This window comes from Streptomyces sp. NBC_01622 (assembly GCF_045209635.1).
Taxonomy (GTDB): Bacteria; Actinomycetota; Actinomycetes; order Streptomycetales; family Streptomycetaceae; genus Streptomyces.
On record NZ_CP109293.1, the window covers coordinates 2525564 to 2537269 of the forward strand.

An 11706-nucleotide genomic window follows, 5' to 3' on the forward strand; every position below is an offset into this window, starting at 1 on the left:
CGGAGCGACCCGAGCGGGCAGACCCACCTGTACGCAGCTCTGGGTCACTCCCCAAACAGGGCGTACCGGTGGCCGTTCCGGTACGCCCTGTTGTCAGCGTTGCTCCGTGGCGCCTGGGGGTTGAACCGCCTTGTTGACGGTGGGGTTGTCGCTCTTCTTCTCGGTCCCTACCAGAGCGGGGTTGAAGTGTGTGTCGGTGAAGCTCGGCTGCGGTTGCGCCGGCGGTGCAGGTGCTGGTGCTGGTGCCGGAGGTGAAGACGTCTGTCCTGCTCCTGCATCCTGGTCGTCGCTCATAAGTTCAATCGTGCATCACGAGTGCCGCTGTGGACAGAACGAGCCCGACAACAAGCGACCACAGACTGATCCCCCACAACTTGGCCTTCTGCCGTTCCCGTTCCTGGTTCCTCTCAAAGATCACCACACGGGCCGCAGCCAACGCGGCCAACGCCTGCCCTTTGAGCAAACCAGCGTGGGCGTCCAGCAAGGGGCGCGCTTCAAGATCCCTGTGGTCAGCTACCCGAAAGGTCTGCATGCCAGCCGCCAAAGCGAGCGCGTACGCGGCGAAGGCCACGTAGGTCAAGACCGGCTGGTGCTTGTGCGTCGCCAGGAACTGAGCGGCAGTCGCAGCGAACCCGATCAAGAAAATGGCCTTCGTATCGATCTTCGCCAAGGAGTCCGACTGACGGGTCAGCCTCGACGCCAGCTCGCTGTTCAGCAGTTCCAAGGTCGCGTCCTGGCCCTGCGGATCTGCTGGTGTCGTAGTCATGACCAGAGCGTAGGGCGCCCCGCCCTACCAGTGAGTCCGTCGGCCCGTGACTACGCCTTGGGCCTCTTCGTCGCGGCGCGAGCCGAGTTCGCGTTGGCAGCTGCGTTGAGACGGGCTACATGCGCACGTTGCGATACTTCGCCCCCGAAAGATGACCAGCCGAAGAGAGATGCGAGCAGTTCGGCCGCGATACCTGCCACTGCGGTCAATGCAGCCATCGCCCTGGACATTGACGCAGGGGGCCTGGCAACCAACCGACCTCGGCTTTGCGCAGCCGTGATGGCACATTGTTCCGACCAGACCTCGAAGACCTGAGCAAGACGGGCGAAAAAGGCAGCCGCCGCTGCCAAGCAAAGGTAGAAGGCGACGAGCCCTCCGCCGATGCGTGCAGCGATACTCGGAGTCGGGTCATGATCGGTCCAAGGCCAGCCCATGACCGCATAGACGACGGCCAGACCAGCCGAAGCGGCAATCCATGCAGACCCGATCAAAGACTCCAAGCGGTCCTCGTAGTCATCCTCCTCCTCGTCGTCCTGCTCGGGTCGGCGTTTCGTCGACGCCGGTTTGCCGGACGTCTTCTTCCCGTAGGGCGGGAGAAAGATCTGCCAGAGGCCACCGTGGACGTCGCCGCCCACGAACGTGCCGGAGCCGTGGTTGTGCTGTTCCCGGTGCTCAGCGTCCGCCATCTGACGCCCCGCCGTGGTTGAAGGTCATGCCACCGTGGACGTCACCACCGATGAACGTTCCTGTTCCGGTGTTGTGCTGGTTCCAGACCTTCGAGGCCGACGGGGTGGGCACCGCGAGTTCGTCCACCTCGCTCAGGGCGTCGCGGTGCTCGGCAAGGTATCGAGCGATGAGCTGCGCCCAGGCGGTCTCTGCGAGCGCCCGAGTCTCTGGAGCGGGCGAAGTGAGCTGCGCAGCAGTGTCATCCACTGCATCAGTAGCCGCCCTCTGCTGCTCCGGAGTGGCCCGGCGGAAGAAGTGCGCAACCTTCAGGCGCATCTTCTCGACGCCCGACGTGGTTATGGCCGCGACGAGCGTGCTGGCTGCGCCAGTGGCAACAGCCATTAATTCGGCGTCGTACATGATCGAGATGTCTCCCCGTTCGTGGTGACGTGCCCCAGCAGAACCTACCGGGCACCACTGACACTCCGAAGGGAAAATCCGCATACACCGCCTCCGCCACGGCCACGCGGTCAGCCGGGCGATATCGGCTCCTCGATCGGCACGTCGCCTGGGCACGGCCACAGCCCCTGACCATCAGGTCCGTAGCTGGCGTAGAGCCGCGAGCCCGCGTGAGGGAACCATCTGGCTACCGTCGCCCGGTCAGCGACCGGACGTTCTCCAGCAAGGCGTGCAGCAGGAACGGCGGCTCCGTAGCGGCCGTTCGGGTCGTCTCCAGATATGTCGCCGCGTTCTTCCCGTCGATGCCCTCGCCGGCACGAACGAGTTCCTGCCTGCGCTCCTCCCAGGTCGGCCAGTGATGGTCGAGGTGGGTCTCCAGGGTGTCCTCGAACACGGTGTAGCGGCCGGTCGAGTCGTCGGCGGGCTGGGGATTGGGCATCGCACCCAGGTACCGGAGAAGATTCGCGTTCTTGGTCTGGTTGTTCCGTGCCTGGCGCTCGAACTCCTGCTCCTTGTCCTGCCGCTGCTGCGGGATGAGGTGTTGCACCGACGCCCGCTTGCGCTCCTCCATGCCGGCGTCGCCGTCGAACACGACGTAGCAGGGCACGCCCAGGGCGCTGAAGAGTGCGTCAGAGATCATGAGGTTGTCCTTGCCGTGGACCTCGATGACGCTGATGCCCTCCGCGCCCAGGTTGATCCCTGACCGGTCCGCGCAACCGGTGATCACTCCTTCGTCCCCGCGCCCCTCGACAAGCACCACGGCATGGGCGAAGAAGCCCTCCGCCAGCGAGCCGCTCAGCGTGCCCTCGGTCCTGCTATTGATCACCTTCTTGTCGACGAGCCCGTCCAAGGCCCCGCACAGGTCCTCCTCCGTGGCCTGCCACACTTCGGTGACGGGGTGCCCCTCGCCGGCAGCGCGGCCCAGGCGCCGAATCTGGTGATACCCCTTCGGATCGATGAAGACCGGGTTGTGGGTGGCGTACATGACCTGAGTACGCGCCTGCGGCGAGGTGGCGACCAGTTCGCGGAGCACCTTCGCGAAGGTCCGCGCCTGAGGCGGGTGCTGGAAAAGCTCGGGCTCCTCAATGGCCAGGCAAAGCGTCCTCATGCCGTCGGCCGAGCGCCTGCGGTCGGCGAGGTACTTCAGCGCGGCGATGATCAGGGCGCGCTGGAAGCCGTGACCTTGCCGGTGCACCGAGGTATGAGCAGCACCGTCCCGGATGCTTACCTGGAAGGTTGTTCGGGCCGGCCTCGGAGCCTGCACCGTGGGGGTCACGACCACCTCGCGTCCGGTGGTGAATTTGGCGACCTCCGCCGAGAGCGCGGCCGACACCTCGTCCAGCACCGGGCCGTACACCTTGCTGTGCACTTCCTGCCGGGCCAGATGAGCGTTCTCCTCGATCTCGCCGAGCTGCTCGTTCGCCTGTGAGCGGTCAACGGCGTGGTCGAGGATCCGGCCGAGCGCAGTCGCCTTCTGATCGTCGGCCTCCTCGTACGCCCGCAGGTCGGCGGAGACGAACACGAAGTCCATCAGCTGGGCGAGGCGGCTCTGCCCGGCGAAGCCGAAGAAGTGCGTGTCCTCGACCTCGGCCTCGGTGAGACGGTCGCGATTGGCCAACTCCCACGTGCGCATCGCCTCCAGGACCTTGTCCTTGGTGCCGGCGGCCGACAACCCCAGGCTCGTGTCGCTCTCCCTCAACTGGTCGTAGGCACGCCGTAGTTCCATGGCCTTCTCGTTCTTGCGCACCTCCTCGAAAGGCCCGTACGCGAGCGCCTTGCCCGTGATCTTGTCCTCGCCGTTCTGCCAGGTCCGCCAGATACTCACGCTCGCAGCGCCGTCGGGTGCATACCGCCCAAGAGTCTGGCGATCGTGCTCGGTGAGTCCGTCGAACTCCACCTCCACGGAGATACGGCCGTCCTCGGCCGCCGAGTGGATGTCGTCGTCGCTGAGGGCGACGCCCTTCTCACCATTGAAGAACCAGTCGAGCGCACGCAACACGGTGGACTTGCCGACCCCCGTCGGCCCGATGAAGGAGGTGATGTCTTCGAAGGTCACGTCCACCTTGTGCAGACAGCAGAAGTTCTCGATGCGAACGCGCTTGATCTTCACGGTCATCCTGGCGTTTGGGGCGGGCGGGGCATTTGACTCTCCGTGTGACGTTTGTGGACGCTAGCAGCGCCCCTGACACCCAATCAGCCGAATTACCGAGATGAGTGATTCCTCGGATTCGGACGCCGCCATCCATGTGCGTTCGCAATGACCTCGGGCGGCCGACCTACGCCCCGACGGACCTCGGGCAGCAAGAGGGCCACATCAGCGCGACATCCGCCCGTCGCGGAGCGTCGTGCCCACAGCGTGCTCTTAAGGGCGGATAACTACGGTCAACAGCGGCGCCACCAGGCCCTCGCAACCACCACGCTGCGATACATCTGTGCAGGTCAGAAGGCATGGAGCTATGTAAGCGCCGTCGCTTCCCAAGCTGAGGGCTCAGGGACCGTCATTGCAGCACGGCCGCCATGGCTGGCTCTAGTCGACGGCAACGTGGCGAAGGCTGGTGGGATGCCGCGAGTCGCACGCGCGCGTGATCGGTCAGCGTCCGTTCCGAGTCCGTGAGCGTTTTCAGCGTTGCCGCTCCAGGGTGAGGACGGCGGCGGCGATTGACGTCATTCGATTCGGGCTGCACCGGGATCTGCGGAAGATGCGCCATGACTTCAGTCGTGCGATGCCGCGCTCGACCGGTGCCCGGGCTGCGGACAGCGCACGGTTGACGGTCTGTTGGGTGGGTGTGAGGTCACGGCCCGGCGGGCGCCTGAGGGCTGTCGTCACCCATGGGCCGGCGCCCATATAGGCACGGTCGGCGAGGACCGGGATGCCCTGACGCTCACAGATCCGGATGATCCGGTGGGTGCGGGCCGCGGTCAGGTCGTGTGCGCGGCCTGGCAGTGCGGGTGAGATCCACAGCAGTCGTCCGGCTGGGTCGGTCACCACCTGCACGTTCACGCCGTGGCGTCGGTGTTTTTGGGAGAAGTCGGCTCTGCTGTCTCCGACCCGGTCGCACTCCGCCAGAGTGCCGTCGAGCAGGACGTAGTCGGGGTCGGCTTCGCGCAGGGTCCGCAGGAGACCGGGTGCGCGGTCGGCGAGCAGGTCGATGACGGCCGCCGTGTAGGCGTGGGCGGTGCCGACGGAAATACCGAAGCCGGCCGCGAGTTGGGCGAGGGTGTCGTGTCGGCGCAGGTACACCAGGCCGACCAGCGCACGCTGGTGCGGCGGGAGCTTGCAACGGCGGTCACCCTCCCGGGTGACGATCAGCATGGTGACCCACTCGACCAGGGCATGCGGCAGGTCGAGTACGGCAGGATAGGCAACCAACAAGGCTCCTGCGCCAATGAGTTGAGACGTCGAACACCTCCCTCAACGGCGTAGGAGCCTTGTCCGTTGCCGACGCCGACGTCGTCACCTGATCAGTGGCCACTCTGAAACAGCTCCGTAAGTCAGCCGCGCACCCAGCATCAGTCGCAGCCAGAGGCACCCCTTCCCGAAAACGCCGGAAAATCCACTGACTGCAGGTCAGGGCAACGCAACGGCAGGTCGGAGGCGCAACAGGCATGTCCCCGCCAGGCGCCTTCTAAGCGCCTGCTCCATTGCGTGTTCCTTGTGTCGGTTCGCCGGTGCCTTCAATGACCGCTCCCTGGCGAACGGGCCACCGTGTGCAAAATCTGACCCGGATCCCGTCGAGGGGGCCGTACTTCTCAGCCCTGCTGCTGCCGAATCCAGATTGGATTTCAGACTCTGGGAACTCTCTACAGCCCTAGTCTCAATCTTTCGTGATGGTGTCCCGCCGAGTGGTGTAGTCACTGGTCGAGCTGATTCGGTTTCTGCTGTGGTGGAAGCTGGGGATCGTCCTCGGTCGGTTGCGTCGTGAGGAGTTCGGCCATGGAGGCTTCGGAGAGGTAGCGGCGGTCGAAGACCTGCCATTCGTCGTGGAGTTCGGCCAGGACCGCGGCGGCGAGCCGGTCGAGGGCGGCGGGGTTGGGGAAGACCTGGACGACGTCGGCACGCCGTTTGATCTCCCGGTTCAGCCGTTCCAGCGGGTTGGTGGACCAGATCTTCTTCCAGTGCGCGGGCGGGAAGTCGGCGAACGCGGTGATGCCTCCTGCGGCGTCCAACAGCATCGCCTTGACCTGCGGGAACTGTCGTCCGAGCATGTCGGCCACCACGTTCAGCTGGGTGCGGACGGCCTCGCCGGTGGTCTGCGCGAAGACGGTGCGGATGGTCGCGGCGACCATCTCTCCTGAACCCTTCTCGATCACGCTGAAGACGTCTCGCACGAAGTGACTCGGCATCGTTGCCAGGCCGAGCCGAGGAAGACGGTGCGGATCGCGGCCACCAGGCCGCTGTGGCTGTCGGAGATGACCAGCTGGACGTTTTCCAGGCCGCGGGCCCGTAAGGAACGCAGGAACTTCGTCCAGAACGGCTTCGACTCGCTGTCGCCGACCATCAGTCCGAGGATCTCGCGGTGGCCGGTCACGGAGATGCCGGTGCCGATGACCACGGCCTGGGACACGATCCGGTGGTTGACCCGGGCCTTGCAGTAGGTCGCGTCCAGGAAGACGTAAGGGAAGGCGGTGTGGTCCAGCGGCCGTTCCTTGAACGCTTCGAGTTCGGCGTCGAGTTCGCCGCAGATCCGCGACACCTGCGACTTCGAGATGCCGCTGTCCGCCCCGAGTGCTTTGACCAGGTCGTCGACCGAGCGGGTCGAGACGCCGTGCACGTATGCCTCCATCACCACGGCGAACAGGGCCCGGTCGATACGCCGGCGGCGTTCGAGCAGGGAGGGGAAGAACGACCCGGTGCGCACCTTGGGGATCTTCAGGTCCAGGTCGCCGGCCTGCGTGGTCAGCAGCCGGTCACGGTGACCGTTGCGCCAGGTAGTGCGCTCGCTTGAATGCTCGCCCGGGGCGGCACCGATGGTCTCGGTCGCTTCGGCCTCGATGAGTTCCTGCAGGATGCGCTCGCACAGCATCCTGATCGTCTCAACTCCGTCGGCCGTACGTAGTGACTCCAGCAGCCGCATCAGGTCAGACTGGGACAAGGCCATCGTGCACTCCTCCGGTTGAACTGCCCGTTCACCAGGGAGACTTGCGCGATGGCCTGCCCTTGTTCAGGGAGCAGGCAGCAGCAGCGGATGCACGCCCCGGGCAGACACCCGCGCGCTCACGAACCTTGACCGGCTACACCACTTCGCGAGACACCATCCGGAGCCGCTGCACCCGTGGAGACACAGTTCGTTCCGGGTGCCGGGTCGCTACGCAGCAGTGACTGCCGCCATGGCCGAGGTTTCACGCTGACGACCCCTTCCTGCGCTTTCTGGCGCACAGCTGAGACGACCTGCACTGGCGATGCAGGCTCTGGCCTGGGCGTATGCGACGCTCTGCTCGACGTGGCGGCGTCCGGTTGCCTCGATGGCGGGCGTCGAGCCGGTGCGTGATCAGTTTGCGGTGGCGGGAGGGGTAAGAGGCTGACCCTATCGCCGAAGAGGAAACCCGTCTTTGTAACGTGCGAGCGAATGCGGCTTGACTGCATTGCTAACGGCATACGGCAACGCGGCGCAAGGGTCGGCCCGGTTCTGCGTCTTGAGCGACAGGGGGGTGCCCCGGTGCGGCGAAACCCGGCGGGCACGCTCAGCCGGTCCGACCGATCCCGGGGCGGCGCGCGATCCGCGCACCCCGCACAGCTCACTCAGTCACTGAATGCGCGAGGGACCGGCGAATGAGTCCCGAGACGCACCAAAACCTCGCGATCACAAATGAAAAGAAGCACCATCTGATGCAGTGACACCATCACATCTAATTTACCCGTGACGCATACACCGAAATGCCGTTGCGGCTGCCCATGCCGACGGATTTGCCGAAATCTAGGCCGGGGATCGCTTCAAATCTTCATAACTGTTTCGTGATACCAGAACAAAAGATGGCCGTCGCCATTCCGCTAGGCATTGATTCTTGACGCCGCGATGACGGTCGCGTTGGCTTCCAGTCACACCGTCCGCACATTGCGGCCCTTCCTCGGAGGAATTCCGACATGAACGCAACGATGCGTAGATTCGTCATAGGTACCGCCGCGTTTTCGATGGCCCTTTCCGTGGCCGCTTGCGGGAAGGCCGGAGGCGACGACTCCGGCAGTGACAGCGCCAGCTCCTCTGGCGGCAACTCCGTCGGGCTGCTGTTGCCGGACAGCGTCACCACGCGTTACGAGAAGTTCGACAAGCCGTTCTTCGAGGCCAAGGTGAAGGAGCTGTGCGGCGACTGCACCGTCTCCTACAGCAACGCCGGTGCCGACGCCGCCAAGCAGGCTCAGCAGATCAGCACCATGGTCACCAAGGGCGTGAAGGTGCTCGTGGTCGACCCGCAGGACTCCGCCGCGATCAAGTCCTCCATCCAGGCCGCGGTCGACAAGGGGATCAAGGTGATCGCGTACGACCGCCTCGCCCAGGGCCCGGTCTCCGCGTATGTGTCCTTCGACCCGATCAAGGTCGGCGAGCTGCAGGGCCAGGCACTGCTCGACGCCCTCGGCTCCAAGGCCATCACCAAGTCCAAGGTCGTCATGATCAACGGTGATGACGCCGACCCGAACGCCGGGCTGTTCAAGAAGGGCGCGCACCAGGCTCTGGACGGCAAGGTCGACATCGCCTACGAGCAGTCCGGCCTGTGGAAGGACTCGGTCGCCGCGCAGAAGATGTCCGCGGCCATCACTCAGCTCGGCAAGAACAACATCGCGGGTGTGTACTCCGCGAACGACGGCATGGCCGGCGGTATCGCGACCACCCTCAAGGGCGCCGGCATCAGCAGCATTCCGCTGACGGGTCAGGACGCCGAGCTCGCTGCCATCCAGCGGATCCTCGTCGGGACCCAGTCGGCCACCATCTACAAGGCGTTCAAGCCTGAGGCGGAGGCTGCAGCTCAACTGGCCGTCAACCTGCTGCAGGGCAAGGACATCTCCTCCCTGGCCACGCAGACCGAGACCAGCGGCTCCGGCGACAAGGTGCCCTCGCGGCTGCTGACCCCTGTGTCGGTGACGGCCGACAACATCAACGACACGGTCGTCAAGGACGGCCTGTACACGGTCGCCGACATCTGCACCGCCGAGTACGCCGCCGCCTGCAAGAAGGCCGGTCTTCAGTAGGATCCGCTCTCCCCCTCGACGCAACACCCGTTGACCCGGGCGGTCTCATCGGCCCATCGGCCGGACCTCCGCGGAGCGAGACGGTCAAGATCTATCCGGCACAACGGCAAGGCACGGCCTTCACCTCTGGTCGGCCAGCAATGCGGCTGTACTCCTCGACCCGGTCCGAAAGGCACGGCACTGCGGCAGATCCACGCCGCGGCGTCGCCAGGGCTGCCTCTCCAGAACTCGTCCGGCGCCGCCCCGCCTTCACTCCCCGCTGCGGGGCGGCGCCGGACGACACCACAGTGGAGCGCCCCAGGACAACGCTCTGTTCTTTCAATTCTTGTTCTTTTGTCATCCACCGCTCGCGCCCACCTCGGGCATAAGCGGCATCCCCGCCGGTCAGGCGGCGAAGGAGATGGTTCACGTGTCCGCTACGCCCGTGCTGGCGTTGCGCGGAGTCTCCAAGCGATTCGGTGCGGTGCAGGCCCTCACCGACGTAGAGCTGGAGGTCCACGCCGGAGAAGTCGTCGCACTGGTCGGCGACAACGGCGCAGGAAAGTCCACCCTGGTGAAGACCATCGCCGGAGTGCACCCCATCGATGAAGGAGTCATCGAATGGGAGGGCAGCCCGGTCAGCATCAACAAGCCGCACGACGCCCAGGGACTCGGCGTCGCGACGGTCTACCAGGACCTCGCGCTGTGCGACAACCTCGACGTCGTCGGCAACCTCTACCTCGGGCGTGAGCTGCTTCGCCGTGGCGTCATCGACGAGGTCACGATGGAGAAGAACTCCCGCGAACTGCTGAGCACACTCTCCATCCGCATCCCGAGCGTGCGCATCCCGATCGCCAGCCTCTCCGGTGGCCAGCGGCAGGTCGTCGCCATCGCCCGCGCGCTGATCGGTGACCCCAAGGTCGTCATCCTCGACGAGCCCACCGCCGCCCTCGGCGTCGAGCAGACCGCTCAGGTCCTCGACCTGGTCGAGCGGCTGCGCGAGCGCAACCTCGGCGTCATCCTCATCAGCCACAACATGGCCGACGTCAAGGCGGTCGCCGACACCGTCAACGTGCTGCGCCTCGGCAAGAACAACGGCTCCTTCCCGGTGAAGGACACCAGTCAGGAAACGATCATCGCCGCGATCACCGGTGCCACGGACAACGCCGTGACCCGTCGTGCGGTGCGCAGCACGGAGGCGGCAAAGTGAGCGACACATCGAAGACCCTGAGCAACCCCATCACCGGCCCCGCGCCGGGAGAAGAGAATGCTGCTGGCGACCCCACAGCCGCGCCGATCACGGTTGTCGACCCGCGGCTGCTGGTCCGCGAGGAGGGTCTCAAGGGCTACTGGACCGAGTTCACCCGCAAGGTGAAGGGCGGCGAGCTGGGCTCGCTGCCGGTCGTGGTCGGCCTGGTCATCATCTGGACCATCTTCCAGTCGCAGAACAGCCGGTTCCTGAGCGCGGACAACCTGTCCAACATCAGCTACTACCTGTCGGCCACCGGCATGCTCGCCATCGGCCTCGTCTTCGTCCTGCTGCTCGGCGAGATCGACCTGTCCGTCGGCTCGGTCAGCGGACTCGCGTCCACGATCTTCGCGGTGTTCGTGGTCGACCACAGCATGAACCCATGGCTCGGTCTGGCCCTGACCATCGTCACGGGGGCCTTGATCGGCGCCCTGCACGGCTGGTTCTTCGCCAAGATCGGCGTACCGGCCTTCGTTGTCACCCTGGCCGGCTTCCTCGGCTGGAACGGTCTGATGCTGTGGCTGCTGGGCTCCAGCGGCACCATCAACATCCCCTCGGATGCCGGTCCGATCCACCTGCTCGGCCAAAGCTCCTTCTTCATGGACCAAGCCATCGTCGGCGCCTACCTGCTGGCCGGCCTCGGCGTCATCCTCTCCCTCGTCGGCAACTTCGGTGAGCAGCGCCGCCGCAAGGCCGCGGGCGTGCCCTTCCGGCCCACCAGCGAGATCCTGCTCCGGGTCGGCCTGCTCGCCGTGGCGTCCTTCGTCACCGCGGTCGTGCTGAACAACGCCTCCGGTGTTTCCAACGCCCTGGTGATCTTCCTCGCGGCGCTCGCCATCGTCGACTTCGTCCTGCGCCGCACGACCTTCGGCCGCAAGGTCTTCGCGGTCGGCGGGGGCATCGAGGCGGCCCGTCGGGCCGGTATCAACGTCCCGCTGATCCGTATCACCGTGTTCGCCATCGCCGGTGGCTTCGCGGCGGTCGGCGGGATGTTCTTCGCCGGTCAGACCGCCTCCGCGACACTGAACGCCGGTGGCGGCAACACCCTGATGCTCGCCATCGCGGCAGCCGTCATCGGTGGAACGTCGCTGTTCGGCGGCCGTGGCTCCGTCTGGTCCGCCCTCCTGGGCATGCTGGTCATCCAGTCCATCCAGACCGGCCTCGACCTGCTCAACATGAACACGTCGATCCAGTACATGATCACCGGTGGCGTCCTCCTCGGCGCCGTGGTCATCGACTCGGTGTCGCGCCGCAGCCAGAAAGCCGCAGGTCGGGCCTGACACGCTGGCCCCGCATACGTGCCGCCGCCCGAACCTGACGACGGGCGGCGGCACTCGGCATGTCCGCCAAAGAATTCGCTTCCTTTGAGACTTCCTGTTGCCGCAGGTGTGCCGGAGCAGGCGC

8 protein-coding genes and 1 pseudogene are annotated in these 11706 nt (G+C 65.6%); 3 read left to right on the plus strand and 6 right to left on the minus strand.

Annotated features, from left to right (window positions below; translation table 11 throughout):
• Window positions 1-298: 298 nt before the first annotated feature.
• The 6 genes and pseudogenes from OH768_RS11565 to OH768_RS11590 form a co-directional block, all read right to left on the minus strand.
• Complete coding sequence (locus tag OH768_RS11565; RefSeq protein WP_406452712.1) at window positions 299-766, minus strand: hypothetical protein; 468 nt, start codon at window positions 764-766, stop codon at window positions 299-301.
• A 50-nt stretch (window positions 767-816) separates the two neighbouring features.
• A complete protein-coding gene (locus OH768_RS11570; RefSeq protein ID WP_406452714.1) occupies window positions 817-1452 on the minus strand; it encodes a hypothetical protein in 636 nt (211 codons plus the stop codon).
• Window positions 1439-1852: a hypothetical protein gene (locus OH768_RS11575; RefSeq protein ID WP_406452716.1), complete on the minus strand. Its 414-nt coding sequence runs from the start codon at window positions 1850-1852 to the stop codon at window positions 1439-1441. The genes OH768_RS11570 and OH768_RS11575 overlap by 14 nt, the downstream gene beginning before the upstream one ends.
• Window positions 1853-2078: 226 nt before the next feature.
• Window positions 2079-4007, minus strand: coding sequence for an ATP-dependent nuclease (locus tag OH768_RS11580; protein ID WP_406452718.1), 1929 nt, complete (start codon window positions 4005-4007; stop codon window positions 2079-2081).
• A 504-nt stretch (window positions 4008-4511) separates the two neighbouring features.
• Window positions 4512-5261 carry a transposase family protein gene (locus OH768_RS11585; protein WP_406452720.1) on the minus strand — a complete coding sequence of 250 codons (750 nt, stop codon included), beginning with the start codon at window positions 5259-5261 and terminating at the stop codon, window positions 4512-4514.
• Between the two features lie 482 nt (window positions 5262-5743).
• Window positions 5744-6990: pseudogene (locus tag OH768_RS11590) on the minus strand (IS256 family transposase).
• Between the two features lie 995 nt (window positions 6991-7985).
• Here OH768_RS11590 and OH768_RS11595 point away from each other — a divergent pair.
• The 3 genes from OH768_RS11595 to OH768_RS11605 all read left to right on the plus strand — a co-directional run bounded on the left by OH768_RS11595 (window position 7986) and on the right by OH768_RS11605 (window position 11582).
• Window positions 7986-9074 (plus strand): sugar ABC transporter substrate-binding protein, encoded by a 1089-nt coding sequence (locus OH768_RS11595; RefSeq protein ID WP_406452722.1) that lies wholly within the window; start codon window positions 7986-7988, stop codon window positions 9072-9074.
• 400 nt (window positions 9075-9474) lie between these two features.
• The gene (locus OH768_RS11600) at window positions 9475-10263 is read left to right on the plus strand and encodes an ATP-binding cassette domain-containing protein (protein ID WP_381241841.1); all 789 of its coding nucleotides are present in this window, start codon (window positions 9475-9477) and stop codon (window positions 10261-10263) included.
• The gene (locus tag OH768_RS11605; protein ID WP_406452724.1) at window positions 10260-11582 is read left to right on the plus strand and encodes a sugar ABC transporter permease; all 1323 of its coding nucleotides are present in this window, start codon (window positions 10260-10262) and stop codon (window positions 11580-11582) included. Before OH768_RS11600 ends, OH768_RS11605 begins: the two co-directional genes overlap by 4 nt.
• The last annotated feature ends 124 nt before the right edge of the window (window positions 11583-11706 follow it).

Coding starts and splice junctions, on each gene's coding strand:
- OH768_RS11595 (WP_406452722.1), top strand. CDS start 7,986: ATGCGTAGATTCGTCATAGGTACCGCCGCGTTTTCGATGGCCCTTTCC.
- OH768_RS11580 (WP_406452718.1), bottom strand. CDS start 4,007: ATGACCGTGAAGATCAAGCGCGTTCGCATCGAGAACTTCTGCTGTCTG.
- OH768_RS11570 (WP_406452714.1), bottom strand. CDS start 1,452: ATGGCGGACGCTGAGCACCGGGAACAGCACAACCACGGCTCCGGCACG.
- OH768_RS11565 (WP_406452712.1), bottom strand. CDS start 766: ATGACTACGACACCAGCAGATCCGCAGGGCCAGGACGCGACCTTGGAA.
- OH768_RS11575 (WP_406452716.1), bottom strand. CDS start 1,852: ATGTACGACGCCGAATTAATGGCTGTTGCCACTGGCGCAGCCAGCACG.
- OH768_RS11600 (WP_381241841.1), top strand. CDS start 9,475: ATGGTTCACGTGTCCGCTACGCCCGTGCTGGCGTTGCGCGGAGTCTCC.